General features: G+C 37.6%; 26 protein-coding genes and 1 pseudogene. 15 read left to right on the forward strand and 12 right to left on the reverse strand.

The genetic code is table 11. The annotated features are described in order from the left end of the window. Nucleotides 1–21: 21 nt before the first annotated feature. The 5 genes from soxX to Q9M50_06410 all read right to left on the reverse strand — a co-directional run bounded on the left by soxX (nucleotide 22) and on the right by Q9M50_06410 (nucleotide 7,517). On the reverse strand, nucleotides 22–384 hold the full coding sequence (soxX, locus tag Q9M50_06390) for a sulfur oxidation c-type cytochrome SoxX (protein MDQ7090262.1): 363 nt from the start codon (nucleotides 382–384) through the stop codon (nucleotides 22–24). Nucleotides 385–389: 5 nt separating this feature from the next. Beyond that, a complete protein-coding gene (gene thiE, locus Q9M50_06395; GenBank protein ID MDQ7090263.1) occupies nucleotides 390–1,022 on the reverse strand; it encodes a thiamine phosphate synthase in 633 nt (210 codons plus the stop codon). Further along, nucleotides 1,022–1,816, reverse strand: a complete 795-nt coding sequence (locus Q9M50_06400) for a hydroxymethylpyrimidine/phosphomethylpyrimidine kinase (GenBank protein ID MDQ7090264.1) — start codon at nucleotides 1,814–1,816, stop codon at nucleotides 1,022–1,024. Before Q9M50_06400 ends, thiE begins: the two co-directional genes overlap by 1 nt. A gap of 297 nt (nucleotides 1,817–2,113) precedes the next feature. Then, the gene (locus Q9M50_06405; GenBank protein MDQ7090265.1) at nucleotides 2,114–6,283 is read right to left on the reverse strand and encodes an SNF2-related protein; all 4,170 of its coding nucleotides are present in this window, start codon (nucleotides 6,281–6,283) and stop codon (nucleotides 2,114–2,116) included. Between the two features lie 592 nt (nucleotides 6,284–6,875). Next, complete coding sequence (locus Q9M50_06410) at nucleotides 6,876–7,517, reverse strand: cell division protein ZipA C-terminal FtsZ-binding domain-containing protein (protein MDQ7090266.1); 642 nt, start codon at nucleotides 7,515–7,517, stop codon at nucleotides 6,876–6,878. Between the two features lie 702 nt (nucleotides 7,518–8,219). Between Q9M50_06410 and Q9M50_06415 the strand changes: the two genes are divergently transcribed. Beyond that, nucleotides 8,220–8,894: a transaldolase family protein gene (locus Q9M50_06415; protein MDQ7090267.1), complete on the forward strand. Its 675-nt coding sequence runs from the start codon at nucleotides 8,220–8,222 to the stop codon at nucleotides 8,892–8,894. 164 nt (nucleotides 8,895–9,058) lie between these two features. On the opposite strand, the gene Q9M50_06420 is transcribed toward Q9M50_06415, so the two are convergent. After that, entirely contained in the window at nucleotides 9,059–9,331 is a 273-nt protein-coding gene (locus Q9M50_06420; GenBank protein ID MDQ7090268.1) for a transposase family protein, read from the reverse strand. Between the two features lie 150 nt (nucleotides 9,332–9,481). Continuing rightward, the gene (locus Q9M50_06425; protein ID MDQ7090269.1) at nucleotides 9,482–9,985 is read right to left on the reverse strand and encodes a transposase family protein; all 504 of its coding nucleotides are present in this window, start codon (nucleotides 9,983–9,985) and stop codon (nucleotides 9,482–9,484) included. A 301-nt stretch (nucleotides 9,986–10,286) separates the two neighbouring features. On the opposite strand from Q9M50_06425, the gene Q9M50_06430 reads away from it, so the two are divergent. From Q9M50_06430 to bluB, 3 genes are all read left to right on the forward strand, one after another. After that, entirely contained in the window at nucleotides 10,287–10,547 is a 261-nt protein-coding gene (locus Q9M50_06430; protein MDQ7090270.1) for a hypothetical protein, read from the forward strand. A gap of 502 nt (nucleotides 10,548–11,049) precedes the next feature. After that, nucleotides 11,050–12,867 carry a VWA domain-containing protein gene (locus tag Q9M50_06435; GenBank protein ID MDQ7090271.1) on the forward strand — a complete coding sequence of 606 codons (1,818 nt, stop codon included), beginning with the start codon at nucleotides 11,050–11,052 and terminating at the stop codon, nucleotides 12,865–12,867. A 4-nt stretch (nucleotides 12,868–12,871) separates the two neighbouring features. After that, on the forward strand, nucleotides 12,872–13,516 hold the full coding sequence (gene bluB / locus Q9M50_06440; protein MDQ7090272.1) for a 5,6-dimethylbenzimidazole synthase: 645 nt from the start codon (nucleotides 12,872–12,874) through the stop codon (nucleotides 13,514–13,516). A gap of 16 nt (nucleotides 13,517–13,532) precedes the next feature. Here the strand turns inward: bluB and Q9M50_06445 are convergent, their stop codons facing one another. Both Q9M50_06445 and Q9M50_06450 read right to left on the reverse strand, forming a co-directional pair. Further along, on the reverse strand, nucleotides 13,533–13,808 hold the full coding sequence (locus tag Q9M50_06445; protein MDQ7090273.1) for a hypothetical protein: 276 nt from the start codon (nucleotides 13,806–13,808) through the stop codon (nucleotides 13,533–13,535). Nucleotides 13,809–13,819: 11 nt separating this feature from the next. Next, nucleotides 13,820–15,082 (reverse strand): DEAD/DEAH box helicase, encoded by a 1,263-nt coding sequence (locus tag Q9M50_06450; GenBank protein MDQ7090274.1) that lies wholly within the window; start codon nucleotides 15,080–15,082, stop codon nucleotides 13,820–13,822. 99 nt (nucleotides 15,083–15,181) lie between these two features. On the opposite strand from Q9M50_06450, the gene trxA reads away from it, so the two are divergent. From trxA to Q9M50_06470, 4 genes and pseudogenes are all read left to right on the forward strand, one after another. After that, nucleotides 15,182–15,517, forward strand: coding sequence for a thioredoxin TrxA (gene trxA, locus Q9M50_06455; GenBank protein ID MDQ7090275.1), 336 nt, complete (start codon nucleotides 15,182–15,184; stop codon nucleotides 15,515–15,517). 200 nt (nucleotides 15,518–15,717) lie between these two features. Beyond that, nucleotides 15,718–16,979 (forward strand): annotated as a pseudogene (gene rho, locus Q9M50_06460) (transcription termination factor Rho). A gap of 47 nt (nucleotides 16,980–17,026) precedes the next feature. Then, nucleotides 17,027–17,278, forward strand: coding sequence for a glutaredoxin family protein (locus Q9M50_06465; protein ID MDQ7090276.1), 252 nt, complete (start codon nucleotides 17,027–17,029; stop codon nucleotides 17,276–17,278). Beyond that, a complete protein-coding gene (locus Q9M50_06470) occupies nucleotides 17,271–18,653 on the forward strand; it encodes a class II fumarate hydratase (protein MDQ7090277.1) in 1,383 nt (460 codons plus the stop codon). The genes Q9M50_06465 and Q9M50_06470 overlap by 8 nt, the downstream gene beginning before the upstream one ends. On the opposite strand, the gene Q9M50_06475 is transcribed toward Q9M50_06470, so the two are convergent. After that, on the reverse strand, nucleotides 18,650–19,093 hold the full coding sequence (locus Q9M50_06475; GenBank protein ID MDQ7090278.1) for a hypothetical protein: 444 nt from the start codon (nucleotides 19,091–19,093) through the stop codon (nucleotides 18,650–18,652). The genes Q9M50_06470 and Q9M50_06475 overlap by 4 nt on opposite strands. Nucleotides 19,094–19,333: 240 nt before the next feature. Between Q9M50_06475 and Q9M50_06480 the strand changes: the two genes are divergently transcribed. Further along, nucleotides 19,334–21,046 (forward strand): SpoIIE family protein phosphatase, encoded by a 1,713-nt coding sequence (locus tag Q9M50_06480; GenBank protein ID MDQ7090279.1) that lies wholly within the window; start codon nucleotides 19,334–19,336, stop codon nucleotides 21,044–21,046. 56 nt (nucleotides 21,047–21,102) lie between these two features. Beyond that, nucleotides 21,103–21,363, forward strand: a complete 261-nt coding sequence (locus tag Q9M50_06485; protein ID MDQ7090280.1) for a hypothetical protein — start codon at nucleotides 21,103–21,105, stop codon at nucleotides 21,361–21,363. Nucleotides 21,364–21,460: 97 nt separating this feature from the next. On the opposite strand, the gene Q9M50_06490 is transcribed toward Q9M50_06485, so the two are convergent. Together Q9M50_06490 and Q9M50_06495 are read right to left on the reverse strand one after the other, a co-directional pair. Beyond that, the gene (locus tag Q9M50_06490; protein MDQ7090281.1) at nucleotides 21,461–21,985 is read right to left on the reverse strand and encodes a hypothetical protein; all 525 of its coding nucleotides are present in this window, start codon (nucleotides 21,983–21,985) and stop codon (nucleotides 21,461–21,463) included. Between the two features lie 6 nt (nucleotides 21,986–21,991). After that, the gene (locus Q9M50_06495; protein MDQ7090282.1) at nucleotides 21,992–23,887 is read right to left on the reverse strand and encodes an ATP-binding cassette domain-containing protein; all 1,896 of its coding nucleotides are present in this window, start codon (nucleotides 23,885–23,887) and stop codon (nucleotides 21,992–21,994) included. A 65-nt stretch (nucleotides 23,888–23,952) separates the two neighbouring features. On the opposite strand from Q9M50_06495, the gene Q9M50_06500 reads away from it, so the two are divergent. From Q9M50_06500 to rnt, 5 genes are all read left to right on the forward strand, one after another. Then, complete coding sequence (locus Q9M50_06500) at nucleotides 23,953–24,135, forward strand: hypothetical protein (GenBank protein MDQ7090283.1); 183 nt, start codon at nucleotides 23,953–23,955, stop codon at nucleotides 24,133–24,135. A 105-nt stretch (nucleotides 24,136–24,240) separates the two neighbouring features. After that, nucleotides 24,241–24,834: a CPBP family intramembrane metalloprotease gene (locus tag Q9M50_06505; GenBank protein MDQ7090284.1), complete on the forward strand. Its 594-nt coding sequence runs from the start codon at nucleotides 24,241–24,243 to the stop codon at nucleotides 24,832–24,834. 10 nt (nucleotides 24,835–24,844) lie between these two features. After that, nucleotides 24,845–25,309: a hypothetical protein gene (locus tag Q9M50_06510; protein ID MDQ7090285.1), complete on the forward strand. Its 465-nt coding sequence runs from the start codon at nucleotides 24,845–24,847 to the stop codon at nucleotides 25,307–25,309. After that, complete coding sequence (gene tadA / locus Q9M50_06515) at nucleotides 25,302–25,769, forward strand: tRNA adenosine(34) deaminase TadA (GenBank protein ID MDQ7090286.1); 468 nt, start codon at nucleotides 25,302–25,304, stop codon at nucleotides 25,767–25,769. The genes Q9M50_06510 and tadA overlap by 8 nt, the downstream gene beginning before the upstream one ends. 72 nt (nucleotides 25,770–25,841) lie before the next feature. After that, nucleotides 25,842–26,483, forward strand: a complete 642-nt coding sequence (gene rnt / locus Q9M50_06520) for a ribonuclease T (protein ID MDQ7090287.1) — start codon at nucleotides 25,842–25,844, stop codon at nucleotides 26,481–26,483. Nucleotides 26,484–26,561 lie beyond the last annotated feature (78 nt).

Here is a 26,561-nt window from a genome sequence, read left to right on the forward strand (position 1 = left end):
AAGTGTCTTAATTTTAAGAGGTTATAAAGTCCAAAGATAGTTGATAAGGCGATCAATTTCATCTTCTGTGAGTATTTTATGTTTACCGAAAGGCGGCATAATTGTTTCTGAATTAAAAGCCGTTGCATCCCAAATAAATTGACGTAATTGAATTTGGCTTTTAAATCGTTGTTTGATATTTTTTAATTCAGGTCCAATATTACCTGGAAATTCCCCCTCTTCAATGCGGTGGCACGCGAGGCAATTTCCTTTATTACGGGCAAAGGCAAGTTTTTTTCCTGAATTTATAGAAATCGAGGTTTCTTTTTCAGCCGTTATCCCTTGTGTGGTTACGAGTAAACACGTTGATAACATTACAGCTTTAATTACTGAGATAATTCGCATTTGGATTACGTTTTAAATGAATTTTTTATAAATAAAGGTTGGTAAGCGTTGGATGAGGCTTCAATATTTTTGTTAAAGAGACCTCCAATGACGGCTAAGACATCGGCCCCTGCGGTTAATAATTCCCCTCCATTTTCAGGTAAAATGCCTCCAATGGCCACAATAGGCAGGGTTAACTGTGCTTTTGCTTGCGTTAAGGTTTCAATAGCGGCAGGAGCGGCTAGGGGTTTTGATGATGAGGTGAAAAACCGTCCAAAGGCGACATAACTCGCCCCTTTTTTTTCACATGTTAACGCGTATTGAATATCGTTATAACATGAAATCCCAATAATGGCCTGATCACCTAATTGATGCCGCGCGTGCTCTATATCACCATCATCGTTACCTAAGTGAACCCCATCTGCACCGATGGTCGCTGCTAATTGAATATCATCATTAATTAATAAAGGGATATGATGTCTACGGCATAATTTTAATAACTCGGTACTTAAATAAACCGCGTCAATAGGGCTTTTATCACGATATTGAATCACCACGGCCCCGCCTTTAATGGCGGTGGCTACATCCGCAATAACTTGCTCCGCATCGTTATCATCCGTTTGGGTAATGGCATATAAACCTGTTTTCGGAAATAACATTAGCCCGCCTCCATCCAAAATAAACGTTTAGGGTTATATTGTCCACGTCCTGCTTTATAGGCCGCATCTAAGGTATTCCACGTATAGTTTTGAGCTTCATTGATTGCCGCGAGCGGGTCTAAACCTTGGGCGATTAAGCCTGCAATACTACTGGCTAAGGTACACCCTGAGCCATGATAGTTATGGGGTAATCGTTCCCAGCTAAAGTCTTCTATACAACGTTGTTGATGAAAGAGGTGGTTTTTAACCTGATTAGAGTCGAGATTTTCATCCGCCCCTGTTATGAGAACATACTCACAGCCTTGATTTTCCAGTGCGTTGGCACACTCGGTTATGGACTCTAAGCCTGTTAACAATCGAGCTTCATTATAATTAGGGGTTAAAACTTGGGTGTGGGGTAATAAATGCTGGTTGATTATCTTAATTAATGCGGGATTACTGAGTGACTGTCCACCTCCTGCAACTAAAACAGGATCTAAAACAACAGGGATGCTCGGATTAGATTCTAAAATATGAGCAATGGCATAAGCCACTTTATCATCGGCAATCATGCCAATTTTAATGACATCAATACACATATCGTCTAATAAGGTTTGTGCTTGAGTCATGATATTTTCAGAGGATTGCGGGTATATATTTTTTACATTCGACGAATCCTGTTCGGTTAATGCGGTAATCACGCTGACAGAATGACAATGATGGCTGGCAAGGGTTTCTATATCGGCCTGAATGCCTGCACCCCCACTGGGGTCATGACCTGAAAAAGATAAAACGATAGGATAATTTTTTGACATTGAATTAGAGCGTAAGGTGTATTAAAGGTTTGATTTTAAGCGTAAAATTTGGCATTCTTCATTTTTCGGTTTACAGTTTAAATCGGAGTCCAATGGCGTTAGCGGTTGGCGAGTCACGAAAATAGCTAACGCTATTTTACTCCCCACTATTTTTTAAGAGTAAAGTGTAAACTACTTTTGAGCTAAATGAAGGATGGCAAAATTTATATAAAAAATAAAGCGTTCGATGGATGAATAACGATATGTATTCAACTATCATGGCAAAGCCGTCGGGAAGGACGGCTCTTTTCCGTCTTTTTAATCGTTATCCAAGTCGGTAATTAAACTTAAGATTTCATCAACCGACATTTTACCACTGACATCGCCGCCTTCCAGTAAATTATTAGCTAAATCTCGTTTATGTTTATGTAAGTCAACAATTTTGTCCTCAATGGTATCTTTAGCGACTAAACGGTAAATAGTTACGGGACGTTTTTGCCCGATGCGATGAACTCGATCAGAAGCTTGATCTTCAACCGCAGGATTCCACCAAGGATCCATGTGAATCACGTAATCAGCCGCCGTCAAGTTTAATCCAGAGCCGCCTGCTTTTAAACTAATTAAAAATAAATCACTTTCACCCGCTTGAAAATCATTTACCGCTTTTTTTCGTTTTGCAATCGGAGTCGAGCCGTCTAAGTATTGATAACTAATCCCTTTTTCATCCAATTTCTCTCGAATAATGCTTAAGTGACCAATAAACTGGCTAAAGACTAAGGCTTTATGATGATTTTCTATTAATTCATCCACTAACTCTTCAAAGGCGGCTAATTTTGTACTAGTAATCGGGCTATCTTCAATCACTAGTGATGGATTACAGCAAGCACGACGCAGTTTCATTATTTCAGCTAGAACTTGTAAATGTTGTTGACCTTGCGCGGTTTCTTGAGCTTTAAGCTGTTCCATTGTTCTAACCGCATTACGACGCAGGGCTTCATACATTGCTTTTTCTTCAGTACTTTGCTCAATATGTAAGGTGATCTCTGTTTTTGGCGGCAACTCTGTGAGAACATCGGTTTTTAAGCGGCGTAATATAAAAGGACGTAGTAATTTCTTTAAGCGTTGCTGAGTGGCATAATCTTGGTTATTTTCAATTGCGGTTGCATATTTTTCATTAAATTTTTGCAATGAACCAAATAAACCTGGGTTAATAAAGTTAAATAAATTCCATAACTCCCCTAAATGATTTTCAATTGGGGTACCTGTGGTAATTAACTTAAAATCAGCTTTCAAGGCCATCGCTGATTTTGAGCGTTTAGTCTGCATATTTTTAATAGCCTGCGCTTCATCCGCGACGACGGTATGCCATTGTTTGGTTGATAATCGATCCCCTTCGGTTTGTAAGAGTCCATAACTGCAAACAATAAGGTCAAAGCTATCGGCTTCATCTAACATTTTTTGCCGATCCCCTACGCCAAATTGCTGAACTTTTAAGGTAGGTGCAAAACGTTGAGCCTCTTCTAGCCAATTAATACACACGGAAGTGGGCGCAAGAATTAAGGTGGCTCCATTTTTAGCACGCGATAAAATTAAGGCTAATGCTTGGATCGTTTTTCCTAATCCCATATCATCTGCTAAACAGGCTCCAGCTCCCCAATGAGCTAAACGACTCATCCACTGATAGCCTTCTAATTGATAGTCACGCAATTCACCTTGTAAGGTTGAGGGGACTTTCACAACCAGTTCACTCATTTCGGATAGGCGCTTTAACTGATCTTTCCATGCTTTAGTTGCTTGGAGATCCATGCCCTCTGTAATTTCATCTAATGCGGAGGCGGCTAATGGATGAAAGCGGACGCTATTGCCATGCAGGTCGCCCAGCCCTGAAAAGTCATCTAATCGTTGACGCAGTTCTTTTGTTAACGCGACAAATTGTCCCTCTTTAATTTCTAAAAAGCGTCCACGCGAACCATTGACCAATTGGATGAGTTTTTGCATTTGGACGACATCATCCTCACCAACAGCAAGTTCGCCTTCAACAGCAAACCAATCTTTTTCTTTACGCACTGAGAAATGAACTTCTGAAAGGCTTATTTCTTTATTAAGCCTTATTTTTTTACCTTTTGGCCATTCTATTTGGGCAAAATTACCCAATTGCTGTAATTGCAATAAGGCTTCTAAAGCCATTTCAGGGTCATCCATTTGCCAGTTAGCCGTTTTAGAGGGGTAAAGCTCAGGACAGCCTTGTTGGAATTGCTTTAAATAACTTTTTTCTAATTTAAAATCACGGGTTGTTTGTAATTGTTTCCCTTCAATTTCCGCTAATACGGTGATCCCCCCTTGTTCAGGTTTATAAACAGGGCCGCCCTCTCTAAAAGGTTGAATGAAAATTTCAATTTGTAAGCCGTCATTAATCGGTTGTAAATGAATGTGTAATCGGCTATCGACCTCTACGATTTCAGCATGAGCGGATTGCCCACCTATATCCGATTGTACCGTTAAAGTTGAGGCGATAGAGGCGATAGAATCAATAACTTGTTGACGGGCTTTACTAGGAACCACTAAGCCTTGTGGGGTTAAAATATGGGCGACTTCTAAATGTTGTTCGCTGATTTCATAGACTAATACCCCTGTGGTAGAGCGTTCAATAAGCACGCCTTCTTCGCTGTCAATTTCGGGTAGAAGGGAGATATGTAAATTTTCCCCCTTCTCTTTGACCAATAATTGAGGCTCTGCTTTAATGACTTCGATGGGAGCAGACATTTTTTCATCGGTCTGCCAATAAACATGAGGATGCCCTATGGCGGCCAATAAACCTTGTCCTCCTAGGTAATAAATTTCTTTTGGGCGATAGCTATAATAATAGCTTTCTTGATAACTGGAAATTTGTTTACAAATTTTTATGTCTTGTCGGGTTAAATAGCTAAAATCTTCAAGATCCTCATCCAAACGGGTCAAGGAAATAGGGCGACCTTTTGTCCAGCGGCCTGTTTTACTGAGTTTTTGTTCACGTGGCGTAAGGGTTATTTCATTATCTTCTAAGGATAACTGCCAAATCATTCGCATTGAAGGCGTAGGATTAAGAGAGGTGTTACTTTTAGGATCACTTAATAAGGTTAAGGCGGTTAATGCCCGCTCCCATTTTTCAATTCGGGGTAATAAATTTAAAATATCGGCAAACGATGATTTTTTATACTTTTTAGCTAATTGCAAACAATCCTTATCTTTGGTTTTTAATGCCTGTAATAACACAGAGCTCACCGTGGCAAACCATAAATAGCCATTTTCATCCGCTTGTTTACAAAAGTAGCTTAAATTTTCAAGTAGCTTGTTGTCTTTTAATTTTAAAACCCGTTCAACTTCATCTAACCAAAATAATAATAGCCCTTGGAATAAACAATCATAAGGTGAGCCTTCGGCTTTAGATTTAAGATAAGGCGCATTAAATAAATAACGACACTCATCCACACTTTTTGTGGACTGATAAACCCCAATTCCTTCGAGTAAGCGTTGGTTTTGATAACTGAAATCATTCTTTTCTACTTTTAATGAAATCTCTAATTGTTTTTTTAGTGTGATTAAGCTTTCAGGTGTTCGTTTTTTTAATAAGGCTAAATAATAAAACTGCCCATCTAAGTCAGAAATAACGAGATTACGTTTACCTGATTGCTTTTTATGTAAGGTTAACGCGTGTTCATAATAACGAATAGCCTCATCGGGTTTATTTTGTAGAAAATAATAAGAACCTAATAATTTTAAACTATCAATGGAATTATTTTTTGTTAAAAAGGTGACCATTTTGTCATTAAATTGTCCCCGATGAAGTGAAAATTCAATATAACTTAACGCAATATAAAGAGGTTGTTTTGAATAATCTGAAAAATATCGCTCAAATAGTGTTTGTTGTAATGGGCTAGGTTTAAATTTAGAGGCACTTAAGTAAAGTTGATATTTTAAAACTACAAACCGAATACCTTCATGTAAGGTCGTAAACCATTCGGCATCAAAATTATTAAAAAATAAACGCCCAAATGTATAGTCAATATAGTCAGGGAATTCTATTTGAATTTCACTTAAACTAACAATAAATCGGTCTAGATCATTGTTATAAAGATGAATTCGTAAAAGTTTAATCATATTTGCCAGGGCCATTCTTGGAAGATGGGGCGCGGGGTGGCTAAGCAAATGTTGGCTGAGTTGATTAAACAGCTTTTCGTTCTTAACGGCTTTTTTTATTAAGAGTTCTGAAATTAAGGGGTCACATGCCCAACCATCAATCGTTATTTTAACCAGCCCTGTTCTTTTTATTTTTTCTTTAAATTTGGGCGCAATTTTATTAATGGTTGTGGCATCAATACAGTCCGATTCCCATAATATATTTTTTAAAATACTTTGTTCTACGGGAGCAAAAATAATAGCCAGTGCTAATAGTAATGATTGCTCATCTTCAGGGAGTTCTTCAAACTTAGTGAGTAATTTTTGTGTCATAAAATAGGTCTACTATTGAAAGTATTTTTTTAGAGCTATCAACGGTTCTAGCGTTCTTATCTATAACTCGATGTAATGGGTCAAAAGCATACTAAATAAAGGGGTTGAAAACTAGATTTTCATATAAATAGTCGGCATCCTTCATTTAGCTCAAAAGTAGTTTACACTTTACTCTTAAAAAATAGTGGGGAGTAAAATAGCTTTAGCTATTTTCGTAATTCGCCAACAGCTAAAGCTATTAGACTCCAGTTTAAACTGTAAACCGAAAAATAAAGGGTGCCAAATACGTCTTGTACTTTTTGCTTTTAAATCGTCGATTCTGCGGGGTTGGCTTATTGTTTTTCAAGCTCTGGCTTTTAGTTTACTCAGTGAAACTAGAAGCGGGATAAGAATTAAATACTCAACTTAGGTGAGTAAGTCTAGGTAAGTTTTAAAGAACAGATAAACCTTTAAGATAAGAGCTTATCGCATCCAAAGCAAAAAGACAGTGTCATTTGAGTTAGCGTTATCATGGCTTATACTTAAAAAATGAAAAATTATTCGCTTTAGCTCTATCCTTTTAGATTCTAAAAAATAACGGGTATAACGTTCGTTATAAACATTGACGAATTTGTTGTAGGGTTTCATCGGTTAAAACTTGGTGTTGACTATCAATCATTTCACCGCCTAGTTTTAAGGCTACAAAATTAAAGGTTCTAACAAAATCTTCAAAGACTTCGATGGGGTGATCAACTTTTTTAGGTTGCATAAAAAAAGATAAACCAGGGCAGCTAAAATTAGTTAAATCATCTTGTGGAAAGATACCAGGATTAACTACATTAGCGACGGCGAAATCGACTAAACGATTTGAGTCTAAACGTTCAAAAATTTGTAACGTGCCATAGGCTAACCCGACCCCATTTAAGACCTCAAAAATATCTTCACCCTTAAAGCCTTCTTCATTAGGCGAAATAATAGACAATTGAATTAAATTAGGGGTAGCCGATGGTTCATTGTTCTCACTACTTACGGGTTCAACTTTCTCTTTTAAGGGTTCCGTAAATTTTTCGGTGGTTTTTTTCAACGCCGATGAAATAGCACTAAAACTATAGCTGTCCTTGGGGGGTGATGTCTGATCATATTCTTCAAATTCACGTTGGTCTTTTTGATGTTGAAAAAAACTCCATGCAATCATGCCTGCGACTACAAGTAATCCGATTAAAAATATAACAATTCTTAAAGTATCTTTATCCATTAGCTTTCTACTAACTCCACTGCATCACCTATATTTACAGCAACCATGCGTGAAACACCCGTTTCTTTGATGGTTACTCCCGTTAATTGTTTTTTGCCATTTCCATTGTCACTTTGTTAGGTGAAATAAATAGAAATTGCACTGATTTTGATATTGCTTTAATCCGTTTAGAAAAATGCCCAACCTTTACATTACTTAATGGTGTGTCGATCCCATTGAATAAGCAAAAAAGGCGAGGCGTTTAATTTTAAAATAGAAAATACTAATATACGCATGGTTAATGCCTTCTCGCCTCTTGATAATGAATAAATTGGGTGTTTTTAATCGGGGACTTCGCATCCACTCCCAAAGAGTTTAAGCACTTTTTCTTGCCAGTCTGTCTTTATTTTATCAAATGTGACTTTAAAACGCAGACGAGTTTCCTTATCAATTTTTTCAACGACCCTTAATAAGGTTGGTAGCCGCACATTGCTCTACTCTAATTTTTGCATTTCGATTATTGAAAATGTATTTTATCAAGCTTCATAAGAATGAAACTATTTATTAGGCGGGTATTATTGACGATATTCATTAGGTTTTCGACTTTTTATTTAAAAAACGGTTACGACGGAGGTTTTTCATGCGTTAAAACCGTAAATTTTTATTGTTAAAATAGTCATGAGAAAATTCGTTACAATGACCTGTTTAAATCAGGAATAAATGATGATAGAGCTGTATTTAGATAACGCGGATATTCAACAAATAGAACGTTTTCAAACCTGCTTGCCCATTAAAGGGATTACCACCAACCCCAGTATTTTAGCGAAAGCAGAAATGGGGGTTAATCAATTATTAGCGGAATTGGATCGACGATTAGAAAAAAAGTATCGTTTTCATGTGCAGGTGGTTAGTCAGTCATTAGATGAAATTATTACGGAGGCCCGTCAAATTTCAGCGTTACCTTACGATGTAGTGGTTAAAATTCCTGCAACAGAAATGAGCTTGGCTGCGATTAAGCAATTACATAGTGAAGGAATACCCTTGTTAGCCACAGCTATTTATAGTGTACAGCAAGGATTTTTAGCGGCGTTGGCGGGGGCCGATTATTTAGCACCTTATGTCAATCGAATTGATAATTTTGGCGGTAATGGGATTGCCGTTATTGAGGGTATTCAGAAATTATTAACCCAACAACAGTTAAGTAGTTGCTTATTACCCGCAAGTTTTAAAAATACGCGTCAAGTTTTAGACGTTTTACAACTAGGTGTCGGTGCAATTACCTTACCTGTAGACATCATGGCGCAAATGTTGATGCATCCTGCTGTACCTTTGGCGATTGAGCAGTTTCATACGGATTGGCAGCAGGTTTTTGATAAGAAACTAGCTTTTGAAAGTTGAGTTTTATTAATTTCATAAGATAGAAATCAGGAGGGCTACACTTTATTTATCCTTATAAATAAATACGTTGCATGGTTCTTTAATTTCAGAGACAATGACAAAGGCTTTATAAATGAAACAATAAGATAAAATTTATGTCATTAGACTTGTTCTTTAAGAAGAAGTTAATATATCATGTTAAAATTCCATAGGATAGCCGCTAAAAAAGAAAATAAATCTTTTACACCTTCTTTTTTATTTCTAAACTTGTCAACTAGGCATCTATATCTTTTCATTCCACCGATTACATGCTCAACAATGACTCTTTCACGACTCATCTCTTTGTTTTCTTTTTTTTGATTTTCTGTTAATGTTGGGTTTGGATTATGCTTAGATTTATTTGGTTTTTTATGAGGAATATTTACCGAATTAGTTTTATATTCATTATTAAACCCCAAATAACCTAAATCAATAAATATATTAAAATTACTAAACCAATTTAATTCTGGATTAAATTCTTTTTAAACATTCCATAATCATGATTTTTACCCGGAAAACTAACCCCAATATATAAAATTAAATGACCTAAAGAAGCTATAGTGGTATTTTTAATTGTATGCTGTTTTTTTACCACTGTAAAATTCATTTTGTTCTTCATAGTCACTAGGGCGTTGTACAGCACGCTCTGTAGCATCTATTATCAATGTTTGAACTCCGCCAAAAGCCTGCTGCATTTCTTCAGGGGTTGAAAAACTTGTTGCAGGTAAAACATTAAATATATCTAACGTCTTTATTAAAATTGGAAATAATTTGTATACATGAGTATGGGCGCATGATTTATTCATATTAAAAGAAAACCCTAAGTGATCGAAAGTAGAATAGCACTTCATATAATTTAATATAAATAATAATTTGTCTGCGGGTGTTTTTAATGTGCTATCTAAACCACTACCGTATTTTCTTTCTTTATTTTCATGTTTTTCTTTTTGATCTTCAATAAGGGTCTTTTCAAATAGAGATAATAGTAAAATAAAATGTTCTGTTTTTAATCCTGTTAAAGCTCTTAACTGTCTATCATCATAAATTCTTGGTAAAATTTCTTTTATTTTCATGTTATACTTTGATTTTTATTTTTTATAGAAATTTATTATAAAGCTTATTTATTATTTTTAATAATTTAATTTAAAGTTTATTTATTAGGCTGTATCAACTGATTGTGAATGTTATCAAGTATATATAAGCAATTGATTTTAATATATTTTATTTAGAAGAACAAGTCTATTATAATCATGAGTGAAATTTTTTATTTATATAACCTTCGCTTATATTTGTTGAAAGGTTAATTAAAACTTAACAATCAATTAATATCTATAAATTAGTTCTACGTTTTATGATGGTTTATGGGAAAGAATAATGAGTAGTCATATGAAAAAAACAAAGGGGTTTAAAACAAGTCTTTTAACGGTTATGTTTGTAACACTTTTAGGGATATCTTCGGTCTCACATGCCGAACGTTATCTATGTGGTAATGCAAAACGAAATGGTACTATTGGGCCTAATGCGAGAAAAGTGATAGTTAAGGCACCCACAAAATTTAAAGCGGTGGCAAAAGCAAAAAGACGGTTTTCTAAAAAAGGTTTTAAAGTAAGAAGACTTCTTTGTGTTCCTATTTAGAAAAATTATTAACTGATGTTAGGCTTTCAACTTAAGACGGGACAAGTTGAGGCTAAGCCGTTTGTGTTGAGCTTGTCGAGGTATGAACGGCTTAAAGGACGAACGGTTAAGCCTCGCTTCATAGTATCCCGTTTTAAGTTGGTAGCGCTGAGGTTACGCAAGAATTTCTATTTTTAATGTCACCGTTATTTATTGGTTTTGTCTGATAACTTAAATTTAGGTATTTCTCCTATCTTATAAAAAGTAATTGATATTTTTCGGTGTCAATTTAACCCTCAAAAAATTTTCCAAGCCCCTTAAGAACAAACATTCACTCTAAATACATATAAAAATTCTAATTGAGTCGATGAAGGATGTTTAAATTTATTTGTATTTTTGTTGTTAGAGGGTGAACTTATTTCATATAATCATCCCCTATTATAAGTAGAATAATGGGTATTCTAAATCTATAAGATAGAATACTTTTATTGGCTTACCTATTAAAAAATGCTAAAAATTGATTATGACAGACTTTCATTTTATTCGGCCTTTTTGGCTGCTCGCTTTAATTCCTTGTTTTATTTTTATTTTCCTTGCCATCCGACATAAATTACAACGAGGAAGTTGGGTTAACGTTTGTGATGAAGCCTTACTGCCTTATATATTAGAGCAAATGCCTATGGCTCAAAAAAAAGGTAATTTAATCAGTACTTCGGTTGCCTCTATACTCGCTATTTTAGCGATAGCAGGCCCGACTTGGGAACGTTTGCCTGTGCCTGTTTTTAGAAATGATTCAGGGTTAGTGATTGCATTAGATTTATCGCGTTCAATGCTGGCTAATGATGTTAAACCCAGTCGATTAGTTCGCGCTAAATATAAAATTTCCGATATATTGGCGCAACGTAAGGACGGACAAACCGCGTTAGTTGTTTATGCGGGGGATGCTTTTACGGTAACCCCACTAACAACGGATAATGCAACGATTACCGCGCAATTAAACGCACTGACCCCTGAGATTATTCCAAGTTCAGGGTCAAATACGGTTTTAGCCTTAGAGCAATCGGTTGATTTATTCAAACAAGCAGGATTACAAAAAGGTCATATATTATTAGTCACCGATGAGGTGAATTTAGAGGAAAGTCTTCGTTTTGTAAAAGAGTCGGTCAATCATACGTTATCGGTCTTAGCCGTAGGTACCGAAACGGGCGCCCCTGTTAAATTATCACAAGGGGGATTTTTAAAGGATAGTTTAGGTCATATTGTGGTTCCGAAGTTATCCGTGAGTGATTTAAAGCAATTGGCCTCGGTGGGTGGGGGAATGTTCCAAAAAATCACCGATAATGAAGATGATATTAAAAATTTATTAAAGACTTTTGATTCATTAGTGACTAAAACAGAAGGGAAAGAGGCGCAAGATGATTTGTTATTAGAGCAATGGAATGACAAAGGGGCTTGGTTGCTATTAGGCGTATTGCTTTTGGTTGCTGCAAATTTTAGACGAGGGCTATTAATGTTGGCCTTGGTCATAATGTTACCGATTCCAAAAAATAGTTATGCCGTGGAATGGCAAGATTTATGGGAAACAAATAATCAGCAAGCAAGCGAACTTTATAAGCAACAAGACTATTCAGGCGCGGCTGAAACCTTTGATGATCCAAATTGGAAGGCCAGTGCTTATTATAAAGCAGGGCAGTATGATAAGGTTTTAGAGGCATTGAAAGATGAAAAAACAGTGGATAGTTTTTATAACCAAGGTAATGCACTGGCTAAGATGGGGCAATTAGAAGCGGCGGTTAAACGTTATGAAGAAGCCTTAAAATTGAGTGCGGATACGGATGTTTCTTATAATAAAAAATTAGTTGAGGAACAGTTAGAGCAGCAGAAAAAAGAACAAGAGCAGAAAGATAAATCAAATAAATCAGATAAACCTAAAGAGGGGGATAAGGATAAGCAGGGGGATTCTAAAGAATCTGAAAATTCAAAGGATGATCCGTCTTCCGATTCTAAAAACTCTGAAAATTCCGCCTCGTCTAAAGATAATAAAGAACCTGAGCAGCCATCTAAGGCAGAGAATAAAGAAAACTCTGAAAAAACGGATGAAGAAAAAGCGGCGGATAAGGCATCTCAGCAGGCTGAAAAAGAATCGCCAGAAGAAAAAGATGAAAATAAACAAGCCGAGGCGGCATCTAAACAACACGAGCCAATTGATGAAAGTAAGCAGGCGGATGCTCAATGGTTAAAGCGTATTCCTGATGATCCCGCTGGTTTATTACGACGTAAGTTTCAATATCAATATAAACTTCGTCAACGTAAGGAAGATAAAAATAAACAGGCATGGTGATGAAATGAATAAACATTGTTTTGAAGAGAGCGAACGCCGAGGCGTTTATCGGGCGATTGCGGAACGTCGTGATATGCGACATTTTTTACCTGATCCTGTTGATGAAGCGGTCTTGGCGCGTTTGCTGGAAGCAGCACATCACGCTGGAAGTGTGGGCTTAATGCAGCCGTGGCGGTTTATTCGGATTACGTCCCTTAAACGCCGACAGGAAATTCATCAGCTTGTTGAGGCGGAGCGTTTACAAACGGCAAAAGCATTAGGTGAGCGTGAAGATGAGTTCATGGCATTAAAGGTCGAGGGTATTCTCGAATGTGGCGAGTTATTAGTGGTCGCGCTACCTGACCAGCGTGAATCACATATTTTTGGTCGTCGCACCTTACCTGAAATGGATGTGGCTTCCTGTGCCTGTGCGATTCAAAATTTATGGTTAGCGGCTCGTGCTGAAGGGTTAGGTTTAGGGTGGGTTTCTCTATTTGATCCTGATGCGTTGGCAACCTTATTAAAAATGCCTATAGGGAGTCGTGCCATCGCTATTTTATGTTTAGGTCATGTCGAAAAATTTTATCCGAAACCCATGCTCGAACTTGAAAACTGGGCAAGTGCGCGATCGTTAAATGAATTTATTTTTGAAAATAGTTGGGGAAAATAACTAAAGTCCCCCTATTTCAATCACTTTTTTTGGACATCAGGTATTTAAATCCCGTTGCACAAAGAAGTGCAAACACAATATAGGCATAGCGGCTAATAAAAATTAATAACGGGCTTTGATTATGAAGGGCACTATCTTTTATTGAGGGGTTAATAAAGTAACTCCAAAATAAGGCACTAATAAAATAAACAACAATACCCGCTGTTGCCCAGGCAATAGGTTTTTGTCCTGAGCTTTTAGCTGTTTTGTAAAACCAAACGGTAATTAATAGTGCGGCGATAGGTGCAAACATGAGGCGATCCTTTAGGTTCTAGGTGGGGATGTTTTAGTTTTTGCGGCTTGAATGGCTGATTTTTTTTGAGGTTTAAATTTAGGCTTTGTGCGTTTAGCCGGTTTAATTAATTCGACTAATAGGTCTTCGTCAATGCTTAAAACAGGAATTTTTTGAGCAATAAAATCTTCAATATCAGGCATGTAATAAGCATATTCCTCACAAACAAAACTGATGGCCTCACCTTTAGCACCAAAACGAGCGGTTCGTCCTATTCGGTGGACATAATCTTCGGCATCTTGGGGAAGATCATAATTAATAACATGAGATACATCTGCGATATGCAAACCCCGTGCGGCTACATCGGTTGCAATCATTAAGTTGAGTTTGTTTTCTTGGAAACTTGCCAGTAATTTTTGACGTTTATCCTGAGGAACATCGCCACTTAAGACCGCGACATTATAGCCATTAATACTTAAGTAGCTATCCAGTTCTTCGGCGCATTTTTTAGTATTAACAAAAACAATACTTCGTTGTGGCTTACGTTGTTTAAGTATGCCGACTAGCAAGGCTATTTTTTGCTGGTTAGACGGGCAATAAGCACTTTGCTTAATCGATTTTGAGGTCACTTGTTCGGTTTCTATTTTAACCGTAATCGGATTGTTCATGTGTTCGTAAGCTAATTCCGTGACTTTATAAGAGAGTGTCGCAGAGAACAGCATACTAAGACGCTTTTCGGGTGCGGGCATTTGCCGCAATAAAAAACGAATATCTTTAATAAAGCCCAAATCAAACATTCGATCCGCCTCATCAAGCACCATTACTTGAATGTTGGCCAGAGTAAACACTTTTTGTCGGTAGAAATCAATGATGCGTCCAGGGGTTCCAATGATAATATCAACATTGGTTTTAATTTTATCTAACTGTTTTTGATAATCCGTTCCCCCGTAAATAAGGGCTGTTTTAAAGCCGAGATGTTTACCGAGTTGAAGCGCATCTTTATGGATTTGAATGGCAAGCTCTCGGGTGGGCGCGATAATGATAGCCCGAGGATTTTTTAATTTTTTATTGTCATCATTAATGAGCTTTTGAAAGGTGGCTAACAAAAAGGTGGCGGTTTTACCTGTTCCTGTTTGTGCCTGCCCCATGACATCTTTTTCGCGTAACGATAGGGGCAAGGTTCTATCTTGAATAGGTGTGCAAAGATCAAAATTAGCCTCTTTTAACCCCCTGAGGATAGAAGAAGATAATTCTAAATTACTAAAACGTGTTTGAGTTAAGTGTGTATTATTCATTGCTATAGGATAACTTAAAAATGAAATTGATTGAAATTGATTGACAAGATAATGCCAATTCTCCTATAGTCGTAGTTTTTAGTATTTTGGAGAAATAGCGTGAGCGACTCAGTCATTTCTGTAACGGATAGTGATTTTAAACAAGTGGTTCTTAGTTCTGATGTGCCTGTTTTAGTGGATTATTGGGCAGAATGGTGTGGCCCTTGTAAAATGATTGCCCCTATTTTAGAGCAAGTTTCGGTTGAATATGCGGATAAAATAGTAGTAGTTAAATTAAATATAGATGAAAATCAAGAAACCCCTATGACTTACGGCGTACGGGGTATTCCTACGTTAATGATTTTTAAAGACGGTGAAGTCGAAGCAACTAAAGTAGGCTCGTTAACAAAATCAGCGCTTGTTGATTTTATTAAGACGGTTGATAAGAGTATTTAATCACGCTGTTTAAAAACTAAGTACGCTATAAAAACTTAGACGTGCTTAGTTTTTTACGCTATAATTCCCCCTCATTGCATTAATGCTATCCTAGCACTTCTGAGCAATAAACCGTCAAATCATCTTAAAACTCTACAGCCTTCACGGTTGTCACGGATTTTTCCGTCGTTTTGCATCCTAAATTCCCCCTTTATATATATATGAATCTTACTGAGTTAAAATTAAAATCCATTAGTCAAGTTATAGAAATAGCAGAATCTTTAGGATTAGATAATGTCGCCAGAACCCGAAAACAGGAACTTATTTTTGCTATTTTAAAAGCCCAAGCAAAAAGTGGTGAGGATATTTATGGGGATGGTGTTTTAGAAATTTTGCAAGATGGTTTTGGTTTTTTACGAACACCCGGGTGTTCTTATTTAGCAGGCCCTGATGATATTTATATTTCACCCAGTCAAATTAGGCGCTTTAACCTTAGAACAGGGGATACCGTTAGTGGTAAAATTAGGCCACCTAAAGACAGTGAGCGTTATTTTGCGATGCTCAAGGTTGAAAAAATTAACTATGAATCTCCTGAAAATGCAAAACATAAAATCCTCTTTTCTAATTTAACTCCTCTTTTTGCCAATAAACGTTTTGTTTTAGAACAAGGCAATGGAACCAGTGAGGATTTAACAGGGCGGATTATTGATCTTATTGCGCCGATTGGGAAAGGCCAGCGGGGATTGATTGTATCTCCCCCTAAGGCAGGTAAAACTATGATTTTACAGCATATAGCCCATGCGATTGCTGAAAAAAGTCCCGACTGTTACCTTATTGTTTTATTGATTGATGAACGCCCAGAAGAAGTCACCGAGATGCAGCGTTGTGTCCGTGGTGAAGTAGTTTCCAGTACGTTTGATGAACCTGCAACCCGTCATGTGCAAGTGGCCGATATGGTCATTGAAAAAGCCCGGCGTTTGGTCGAGCATAAACACGATGTAGTTATTTTGTTAGATTCAATTACACGTTTAGCACGAGCTTATAATATGGTTGCGCCCTCCTCTGGAAAAATTTTATCAGGCGGGGTAGATGCCAATGCGTTGGAAAAACCGAAACGTTTTTTTTGGTGCGGCAAGAAATATTGAAGAAGGTGGAAGTTTAACGATTATTGCGACAGCCTTAGTGGATACGGGCTTCTCGTATGGATGAGGTTATTTTCGAGGAATTTAAAGGCACCGGTAATATGGAGCTGCATTTGGATCGAAAAATTGCTGAAAAACGCGTTTATCCTGCAATTAATATTAATCGTTCGGGAACACGACGTGAGGAATATTTGGTTGATCCTATTGAGTTACAGCAAACGTGGATTTTACGAAAAATTTTACAGCCAATGGATGAGATGGCAGGTTCTCAATTTTTGCTAGGAAAATTAAAAGATTTTAAAACGAACGCTGATTTTTTCTCATCAATGAGACGTAATTAAATTTACAGTCCATTCGCTTAACTTATGGCTTCTAACGTATTCTTCTTATGCGGATAATCTTACTTGGAACCTCAGCGTGTCATTTGTGCGAGCAAGCTAACGAGATATTAGCGACTTTACTGCTGCAATATCCAAAATTAAAACTAGAATTAGTTGATATTGCAGAAGAGAGTCAATGGCAAGCGCGTTATGCGGTTAAAATTCCTGTTTTATATCACCCTGATAGCCAACATGAATTAGGCTGGCCTTTTAATGAACAGGATGTGACTCATTTTATTAATCAATTAAATCATGACTGAAAATAATAGAGTAGAAAAAGATAGTATGGGAGCATTAGAGGTTCCCATGAATGCGCTGTATGGGGCGCAAACACAGCGTGCGGTGAATAATTTTCCGATTAGTGGTTTAACGCTGCCTAACACCTTTATTAAGACGGTTGCGCTGATTAAAAAAACGGCGGCAACGGTTAATGTTAGTTTAGGCGAGTTGGAAGCCTCACGGGGTGATGCGATTATTAAAGCCGCTGATCTATTGATTAAAGGTGAACATGCCGAGCAGTTTCCTGTTGATGTTTTTCAAACAGGTTCCGGCACCAGTAGCAACATGAATGTTAATGAAGTGTTGGCTCGATTAGCCTCAGAACTATCAGGGGCGAACATTAGCCCTAATGATGATGTTAATAAAGGTCAAAGTAGTAATGATGTTATTCCGACGGCCATTCATGTAAGTGCCGTGATTGAATGTCAGCAACAGTTATTACCTAACCTAGACTATTTAGCGACGGTGATTGAAACAAAGGCTGCCGCGTTAACGCACGTCACTAAAACGGGGCGGACGCATTTAATGGACGCGATGCCGATTCGTTTAGATCAAGAACTTGGGGCGTGGGCGTTACAAATTCGTAATGGAATCGCTCGAATTGAAGCCTCTTTACCGAGACTTTATAAATTAGCGCAAGGAGGGACGGCGGTTGGTACAGGTATTAACGCTCACCCTGATTTTGCAGAAAAATTTAGTGACTGTTTGGCCGCAGAAACGGGCTTTCCGTTTGTGCCGAATGATTCTTTTTTTGAAAGCTTAAGTTGTCAGGATGCAGTTGTCGAACTTTCGGGGCAGTGTAAAACCCTGAGTGTTAGTTTAATGAAAATTGCGAATGACTTGCGTTGGATGAACAGTGGGCCTTTAACCGGACTTTCAGAAATAGAATTAACCGCGTTACAACCTGGAAGTAGCATTATGCCAGGCAAAGTAAACCCCGTTATTCCAGAATCTGTGGCAATGGTTGCCGCTCAAGTCATCGGTAATGATGCAACAATTACCGTCGCAGGACAGTCAGGAACCTTTCAATTAAATGTGATGTTGCCTGTCATTGCTTATAATATTTTACAAAGTATCGAGTTATTAGCCAATGTAAGTCGGGTCTTAGCAGATAAGGCGATCATGGATTTTGAAGTGCGTGAAGCGCATTTACAGGAAGGGTTAGCAAAAAATCCGATTCTAGTTACGGCGTTGAATCCTATTATTGGCTATTTAAAAGCCGCTGAAATAGCAAAAGCGGCTTATAAACAAGGACGACCTGTTGTCGATGTTGCTGTCGAAATGACGGATTTAACTCGAGGTGAGTTAGAAAAACTTTTAGAACCTAGCCATTTAACACGAGGGGGCGTGGGTTAACTGTTATCCGCTGCAGGGGCTTCTTGTAAATCCTCTTCGTCTTCTTGTTGTTGTTCCTCAGAGGTTGCAATAACAGAGGCGAGGCAATGGCCGATACTTTCAGAATAGATAACACGCGCTTTAAATAGCTCTTTTCCCGAACCAAAATCTTTGGTTAATTGGGCTAAGACTTCTTTAGGGTTTTCTGATTGAGTTAAGGTTAGCATCGTATTGTAATTACGATAGGCTGTCATCCGTGCGGGGTCAAATGCAAAAAATCCTGACATTTTTTGTGACGTTAAATCAATGACACAGTCTGTCATGATTTGTGGGTCTAGTTTATAATCTTTAATGTCTTGTTCTTTTTGCATTTCTGCTAATACGGTTGCTTCATACTGATTTTTATCAGCACAGGCAGACAAGAATAATGCAACGAAGAGGATTAGCAGTCTTTTTTTCATAATAATATCGTGTATTGGGTTTAAAAATCTATTTAATCATAGGGCTTACCATTATACGCAGATAGCGGATTTCGTGTTTACTTAACATTGGCCCTTAACAAATTAACCCAATCCCTTTAGAATGGTCACGGTTGAATTGTAGGTATCGACTTTAGAGGGATTTTTAAACCTTTAGTGGGTTACGCTTATCCTAGGTTCGTTAAAATTTACGTTTTCAATATTTAAGGGGAATGTTTCGCTATGAAAAAGGCGTTAGTGGTTGATGATAATAAAATAAACCGTCATTTATTAAACGTTTTACTCAAACGAAATGACTATGAAGTAATTGAAGCTGAAAATGGATTGCAAGCGGTTGAACAATATACGCTTCATGAGCCTTTTATTGTTTTTATGGATTTAATGATGCCTGTGATGGATGGCATTGAATCGTGTAAACGTATTAAAGCGCTCTGTGGCGAAACATCGTTTGTTCCGATTATCTTTGTAACGGCGGTTTCAGATGATACTAAACTTTCTGAATGTATTGAGGCAGGCGGCGATGATTTTATCGCTAAACCTGTTGATTTACGTATTTTAACGGCACGAATAAAGTCGGTAGAACGTTTATCCTTGCTTTACAGTCGTTATTATTCAATGGTAGCTTCGACGCAACGGGATCAAGAAATTGCAAAAACAGTATTTAATCGCGTTATCCTTGCAGATAGTTATGATTGTGGGGAAATTAAAACGTTATTAGAACCCGCTGATATGTTTAGTGGAGACATCTTTTTGAGTGCTATGTCGCCTTCGGGTGAATTGCATATCATGTTGGCTGATTTTACAGGGCATGGTTTAAAAGCGGCGATCGGTGCGTTACCCGCATCCAATGTTTTTAAGGCGATGATCGCTAAGGGCTTTACGGGCGATAAAATTTTAGGCGAAATGAATAATAAGCTGAAAAAAATATTGCCTGTTGGTATGTTCATGGCGGTGCAATATGTCGTTGTCCGTAAGGAACTTGATTATGCACAGGTCTGTGTTTGTGGTATGCCTGATGTTTTTATTATAAAAGATGGGGCCATAGAGCAAAAAATTGCGTCAGTCCTGTATTCATTAAGTGTCACCTCAAATATTGATTACAAACCCTTATTTACCAAAGCCCCGATTAGCCGAGGCTCGAGTATTATTTTATTTAGTGATGGGGTTATTGAAGCAACGAATCCAGAGCAAGAACTCTTTGGACAAGAGCGACTTGAAGGTTTATTGGAATCCCCAGATCATGAATGTATTACCGATGACGTTAAAATCGCCTTAGCTGAGTTTTGTGATGGAGGTGAGCAAGAAGATGATATTAGCCTTGCTGAAATTATTTGTGGTGAAAAACTTTTTGAACAACAAGAAAGAGATTTAATTCTTGATATTAGTTCACTGACGGATATTACGGTTTCTGAAATTCAAGAGGATGACCATTGGGCATGGCATTATCAATTGACACTGGCGGGTGCTGAATTAGTTGTACAAGACCCTATTCCGCTGTTGATTGGTCAATTAAAAAATATGGAAAAAAAGTTAGAGGATCATTTACAGCCTCTTTATACCATTTTGACTGAACTTTATGTGAATGCACTTGATCATGGAATTTTGAAATTAGATTCTGGCTTAAAAGAAACGCCAGAGGGTTTTGGTATTTATTTTAATGAGCGTGAAGAACGGTTAGAGGCGTTAACCACGGGTTTTATTAGTTTTTCATTAAAAGGCTTTCGTCAAGAGGATCAACTAAAAATAAAAATAACCATTATTGATAGTGGCGTTGGTTTTGATATTTCTAAAGTATTGAATAAACCTAAAGTATCGGAAACTGTGATGCTCTATGGGCGCGGCATTGTATTAGTTGATGAACTGTGTCAATCGCTGGTTTATAGTGAGCCAGGTAATAAAGTAGAAGTAGTCTATACTTGGGGGGATTCAATTTAAAGCTGGGTCGTTTAACTTAAAAACAAGCCATTACCCGTCAATAAAGAGGTTTTACTATGTACGATGATATAGATGAAGAAGATGATTTTGAAGTAATTTATGAACCCAAAGGTTATATGGAAGAAGCCCCTGGTCGTAAATCATCCATGCGAGCAATGAGTTTTGTCTCACTGTTAGCGAGTATCATGTTTGGTGTGATTAGTATGTTGTTTTCAACGGTTGAATCACAACAAACGGGTATTTTTCTTACCTTTGGTTTTTTATTGGCCGCCTTCGCGCCTAAAGCATTACAAAAATTTGCTGAAACACGGGTTTAAAATGCCCCGAATCTCCTGTGCTGTATCATGATAGTTGAATCTATAGCATTCTCGCTTTGCTTGGTCACACCCACAAAACAGGGGGCATTTTTGGAACTTATTCCATCGCTATTTCAGAAAATAATAAAGCATTAAGCTGATAAGAAAGCATTAAATAAAGTAGAGCAACGCCTAAACCAATGATAAAGGGTTTTGATAAAGCATGGTGAAAAATATGCCCTGCAGCCACCCAATGCCATAAAATTAACACGATAAAGCTAAAAATACCTAATAAGAAAAAAGATGATTTTTCAGGCATTGGGGTATTTAAGGTCGCAATCGCGGGAAAGGCACAAAAACTTATGAGCGCGTCAACCCCTAAAAGAGCAATAAACATTTGTTGAAAACGCTTAGGTTTTCCGACCCAAAATAAAATAAAACGACAAAATAAGAACATAAACAGAAGATCAACACCAACTTCTAGCACAACTTTGAATCCGTTTTCTGAAATTATGCGTAATAAAATGCTAATAAACAAATAAATAGCAATAATCATCCGCTGTAAAAGTAGCGAAGCGGGAACGTCTTGAGGTGATTTTTTAAGTAGGGCGATGTCAAAAAAAAGTTTTAATAGGTTAAACATAGCAATTTACTCCTCGGAGGCTAATTTTTCTTCGGCATTCATCCAGTCCTCTTCGGCTTGAGCGAGTGCTTTATCGACTTCATTTTTTTCGGATAAATATTTTTTTAAACGCGGCTTTTCATTCTCATGATAAAGTTCAGGGTTTGCCAGTTGTTGTTCTAGTTGTTGCTGTCGTTGGTGATAGTGTTCCAAATCATTTTCAGACTTTTTAACCGCATCGGTTAATGGCTTTAAACGTTTTCGACGATCAGCCTCTTGTTTTCGCTGATCTTTACGTGAAATGATCGTCGTATCAATCCCCGTCTTGGTTGGCGACTGTTCTTGTGTTAATTTTTTTTGAGTTGTTAACCACAGGCGATAATCCTCTAAATCCCCATCAAAAAACTGCAATGTTCCCTCGGCGACTAATAAAAAACGATCCGTGACGGAGCGCAGTAAATGTCGATCATGAGAAACGACCAGCATTGCACCTTGATAGTCTTGTAATGCAATCGTGAGCGCGTGTCGCATTTCTAAATCTAAATGATTCGTCGGCTCATCTAACAATAATAAATTGGGGTTTTGATAGACTAATAAGGCTAACACTAAACGGGCTTTTTCCCCCCCTGAAAAAGGTTCAACGTGTTCGAGGACTTTATCCCCTTGAAAATCAAACCCACCCAAATAATTACGTAATTCCTTTTCAGTGGCTTTGTTATCAAGTTGCTGAAAATGCCATAATGGACTTTCATCAATGTGCAATTGTTCTAACTGATGCTGGGCAAAATACCCAATTTTTAAATGCTCTGAACGGGTTAAATCACCTTGAAGTAACGGCGCATCGCCTGCTAAAACCTTAATTAACGTTGATTTCCCCGCGCCATTAGAGCCTAGCAAACCAATTCTATCCCCAGGAGCAATGGACAACATAACCTGCTTTAAGATCACATTATCATCATAACCTAAACTGGCCTGTTCCAATTTTAAGAGTGGATTGGGCATTTTTTGAGGGGCTGGAAATGAAAAATTAAACGGAGAATCAACATGGGCTTGTGCAATTAAGGCCATTTTTTCCAACGATTTAATTCGACTTTGTGCCTGTTTTGCTTTTGTTGCTTGAGCTTTAAAGCGAGTAATAAAGCTTTGGATATGAGTTATTTCACGCTGTTGTTTTTCGTAAGCAGATTGTTGCTGCGCTAACTTTTCAGCTCGCATTTTTTCAAAGGCAGAGTAATTACCGCTGTAAATAGTCGCCTGTTTTTGTTCGATATGAATAATATGGCTGGCAATCATGTCTAAAAAATCACGATCATGAGAGATAAGTAACAAGGTTCCTGGGTATTTAAATAGCCAGTCTTGCAGCCAAATGACCGCATCTAAATCAAGATGATTCGTGGGTTCATCCAATAATAAAACATCGGAACGGCACATTAACGCTTGGGCAAGATTAAGTCGCATTCGCCACCCGCCTGAAAAAGAGCTTACCGAATTTTGTTGCTGTTGTTTGCTAAAGCCGAGTCCACTCATTAACTGAGAGGCACGAACCTCGGTGGTATAGCCTTCAATGTGTTCTAATGCCCCATGAATTTCGGCTTGCTTTAAGCCATTGTTTTCATGTTCAGCCTGTGCTAATTGTTGCTGTAATCGTCTGAGTTCATTATCACCATCCGTCACGTAATCTAAGGCGGAAGAACTTAAGGCGGGCGTTTCTTGTGCGACGTGGGCAATTTCTAGGGTTGAAGGGTATTCAAAATCTCCTTCATCGGCATGTAATTCATCGCGAATCATTGCAAATAAGCTGGATTTACCCGAACCATTCGCCCCTGTTAACCCTACTTTTTGTCCTTTATGAATGGTAAAAGTCGTTTTGGAAAATAACACCTGCGTTCCACGACGCAAACAAACATTTTTAAAATTTAACATAGATGATTTGGAATAAAAGCCCTTAAGCGTTTTATATGTTGATGAAATAGGCTTAAAATAAGCGGATGAAAAGTAAATTGAATAAACCGTTAAAGCCTGTTTTTAAACCTCAAGATCGTTATTATATTAATGAACAGGGATGGTGGTTTTATACCGTTGATAGGATTAGCGGGCCTTATGAAACGAAAGGAATATGTGTTGATGCCTGTCGTTATTATATCCAAAAGCGTGACGGTTATTTAATCTAACCCCGTTTGTCCCCTATTTTTATAACAGTTAACGTCAAAAAGTAACGGCTGCATCGGAATTTAAGTACGTCTATCATTTCAATATAACATACAAAAATAACCTAAATGAATCTTTCCAAAGAAAAGTCTAAAGGATTTTTTAAAACAGCGTGTTATTTTGAAAGCTCACTTGTTTTAATCGCTATAATCATCGGTTGGTTAACGGGCATTAATCCCTTTGCCGATTTATATTTTTCTGAATTAGCTGTTTTTTATGGCATTATGGGGACTTTACCCTTAATTTTACTCTTTTTAGTCACCGAAAAACTACCGTTTGAATCGTTAAAAACTATCAGAGAATTATTATCAAAAACCTTAGGCGAGAGTTTAAACAGGTATGATTGGGCCGATTTATGGGTACTTGCTGCCCTTGCAGGCATTGGGGAAGAAATATTATTTCGAGGGGCCTTATTACCGTGGTTAGAGCAAAGTTTAGGCTTAGATTTGGCGCTTATCCTGTCCAGTCTTCTTTTTGGATTGCTTCATGCGGTGACCCCGTTATATGCTTTACTGGCGACCTTGATTAGCTTTTATCTAGGACTCTCTTTAGATTACGGTGAAAGTCGTAATTTATTAATTCCGATTATTATTCACGGACTCTATGATTTTTTTGCGTTTATTGTTGTAATACGCGCTTATCGTAAAAATAATCCAACTTAAAAATAGGTTTATGAGGAAAAATAACGTTAAGACGACTTTAACTAAATTTACCGCTGCTTGGAGTGTGGTCGGTGCGATGTGCATGATGCAGATTGGCTATATTGGGTTATCGTATTTTTTGCAAGCGGATAGGCCGCAAAACATCATCCCTGTCGAATCAAGGGAATTAATGCGCAGTATTTTTTATCTGATCGCCATTATAAACTTTCCTATCACCAACGTAATTCGTCACATTCAATTGCGTTTAAATCAAACAATCCCGAGTCATAAACCGTTAAATCAACGTTATTTAATGACGGTTGTTGTCGCCCAAGTCATGATGGGGACTATGGGGAGCTTAGGTTTTATCCTGTTTATGTTGGGGGATGATTTTAATACACTTTATATTTTTAGTTTTTTAGCGGTGTTAGGTTTTTTTTTACATCGTCCGAAGTCCGAAGAATACCAATCGTTAAAGGATAATAATCATGGATGATGAGGAAGGGATGCGCTATGCCATTCGATTGGCACAACGAGCAGAAGAAGCAGGCGAAGTCCCTGTGGGGGCGTTATTAGTTAAAGATAATGAAGTCATTGCCGAAGGTTGGAACCGTCCTATTTCAGAGTTTGATCCGACAGCTCATGCGGAAATAATCGCTATAAGACGGGCAGGGCAGGTATTGAAAAATTATCGCCTCCTTAACACCACGTTATATGTCACATTAGAACCCTGCCTTATGTGTATCGGGGCTATTTGTCAGAGCCGTATTCAACGATTAGTGTTTGGAGCTTATGATGTAAAGCGGGGTGCGGTTTGCCATGCGTTTACGTTGGCGGAGGCCAATTTTTTAAATCATAAAATTGAGTGGGAAGGCGGTGTTTTAGAGACCGATACCGCTTATCTATTGCGTGATTTTTTTCGGCGCAAACGCTTATTAAATGCGAATAAAAAGTGAATTTAGATTTAAATTTTTTCATTTCACACAGTTTGTTAGAATAATACACGCTTATTAACTTCTTGACCTATTATGCAAGTACATGAAAACCCATTATCAGACCGCTTTAGAGGCTATTTGCCTGTTGTTGTTGATATTGAAACCGCAGGATTTAGTCCACAAAAAAATCCACTCTTAGAGATAGCTGCTGTTATTGTTGAGCGTAATCAAGAGAATAATCTTGAGATTACTGAAAGCCATTCAGCCCATATTATTCCCTTTAAAAATTGTGAGTTTGATCAAGCCGCCCTTAAATTTACAGGGATTGACCCTTATCATCCTTTTCGAATGGCGTTAGATGAAAAAGAGGTTTTAATTAAATTATTTACCCCAATTAGAGCCGCTGTTAAGCGTAATCAGTGTACTCGTGCAATTTTAGTCGGGCATAATCCCGCTTTTGATATTGGTTTTTTGAATGCAGCGATTGCACGAACAAAAACAAAACGGAGTCCTTTTCATGCTTTTAGTTGTTTTGATACCGCAACGTTAGGGGGATTGATTTACCAGCAAACGGTTCTTGCAAAAATTGCCAAAGCCGCAGGATTAGCATGGGATGCAGAAAAAGCGCATTCAGCACTTTATGATGCAGAACAAACGGCAAAACTATTTTGCATGATGGTAAATCGCTGGGAAAAATTACAGAGATTAGACGAAAACACCTCGTCATCGGCTTAAATAGGTAATCATTTGAAGCATTTATGATGAATAGACAGCAAACGTATTTAATCCACAATAAACCCAAAAAACAAGGTA

Source organism: Methylococcales bacterium (genome assembly GCA_030949405.1).
Classification (GTDB): Bacteria; Pseudomonadota; Gammaproteobacteria; order Methylococcales; family Methylomonadaceae; genus WTBX01.

What these genes read in the sequence shown, in the direction of transcription:
- Q9M50_06495 (MDQ7090282.1), bottom strand. Translation starts at nt 23,887, where the DNA reads ATGTTAAATTTTAAAAATGTTTGTTTGCGTCGTGGAACGCAGGTGTTA.
- Q9M50_06475 (MDQ7090278.1), bottom strand. Translation starts at nt 19,093, where the DNA reads ATGAAAAAAAGACTGCTAATCCTCTTCGTTGCATTATTCTTGTCTGCC.
- Q9M50_06510 (MDQ7090285.1), top strand. Translation starts at nt 24,845, where the DNA reads ATGAGGAAAAATAACGTTAAGACGACTTTAACTAAATTTACCGCTGCT.
- bluB (MDQ7090272.1), top strand. Translation starts at nt 12,872, where the DNA reads ATGAATAAACATTGTTTTGAAGAGAGCGAACGCCGAGGCGTTTATCGG.
- thiE (MDQ7090263.1), bottom strand. Translation starts at nt 1,022, where the DNA reads ATGTTATTTCCGAAAACAGGTTTATATGCCATTACCCAAACGGATGAT.
- Q9M50_06430 (MDQ7090270.1), top strand. Translation starts at nt 10,287, where the DNA reads ATGAGTAGTCATATGAAAAAAACAAAGGGGTTTAAAACAAGTCTTTTA.
- Q9M50_06485 (MDQ7090280.1), top strand. Translation starts at nt 21,103, where the DNA reads ATGTACGATGATATAGATGAAGAAGATGATTTTGAAGTAATTTATGAA.
- Q9M50_06480 (MDQ7090279.1), top strand. Translation starts at nt 19,334, where the DNA reads ATGAAAAAGGCGTTAGTGGTTGATGATAATAAAATAAACCGTCATTTA.
- Q9M50_06490 (MDQ7090281.1), bottom strand. Translation starts at nt 21,985, where the DNA reads ATGTTTAACCTATTAAAACTTTTTTTTGACATCGCCCTACTTAAAAAA.
- Q9M50_06415 (MDQ7090267.1), top strand. Translation starts at nt 8,220, where the DNA reads ATGATAGAGCTGTATTTAGATAACGCGGATATTCAACAAATAGAACGT.
- Q9M50_06435 (MDQ7090271.1), top strand. Translation starts at nt 11,050, where the DNA reads ATGACAGACTTTCATTTTATTCGGCCTTTTTGGCTGCTCGCTTTAATT.
- rnt (MDQ7090287.1), top strand. Translation starts at nt 25,842, where the DNA reads ATGCAAGTACATGAAAACCCATTATCAGACCGCTTTAGAGGCTATTTG.
- Q9M50_06445 (MDQ7090273.1), bottom strand. Translation starts at nt 13,808, where the DNA reads ATGTTTGCACCTATCGCCGCACTATTAATTACCGTTTGGTTTTACAAA.
- Q9M50_06465 (MDQ7090276.1), top strand. Translation starts at nt 17,027, where the DNA reads ATGCGGATAATCTTACTTGGAACCTCAGCGTGTCATTTGTGCGAGCAA.
- Q9M50_06405 (MDQ7090265.1), bottom strand. Translation starts at nt 6,283, where the DNA reads ATGACACAAAAATTACTCACTAAGTTTGAAGAACTCCCTGAAGATGAG.
- Q9M50_06470 (MDQ7090277.1), top strand. Translation starts at nt 17,271, where the DNA reads ATGACTGAAAATAATAGAGTAGAAAAAGATAGTATGGGAGCATTAGAG.
- Q9M50_06425 (MDQ7090269.1), bottom strand. Translation starts at nt 9,985, where the DNA reads ATGAAAATAAAAGAAATTTTACCAAGAATTTATGATGATAGACAGTTA.
- Q9M50_06500 (MDQ7090283.1), top strand. Translation starts at nt 23,953, where the DNA reads ATGAAAAGTAAATTGAATAAACCGTTAAAGCCTGTTTTTAAACCTCAA.
- tadA (MDQ7090286.1), top strand. Translation starts at nt 25,302, where the DNA reads ATGGATGATGAGGAAGGGATGCGCTATGCCATTCGATTGGCACAACGA.
- Q9M50_06450 (MDQ7090274.1), bottom strand. Translation starts at nt 15,082, where the DNA reads ATGAATAATACACACTTAACTCAAACACGTTTTAGTAATTTAGAATTA.
- soxX (MDQ7090262.1), bottom strand. Translation starts at nt 384, where the DNA reads ATGCGAATTATCTCAGTAATTAAAGCTGTAATGTTATCAACGTGTTTA.
- Q9M50_06400 (MDQ7090264.1), bottom strand. Translation starts at nt 1,816, where the DNA reads ATGTCAAAAAATTATCCTATCGTTTTATCTTTTTCAGGTCATGACCCC.
- Q9M50_06410 (MDQ7090266.1), bottom strand. Translation starts at nt 7,517, where the DNA reads ATGGATAAAGATACTTTAAGAATTGTTATATTTTTAATCGGATTACTT.
- Q9M50_06505 (MDQ7090284.1), top strand. Translation starts at nt 24,241, where the DNA reads ATGAATCTTTCCAAAGAAAAGTCTAAAGGATTTTTTAAAACAGCGTGT.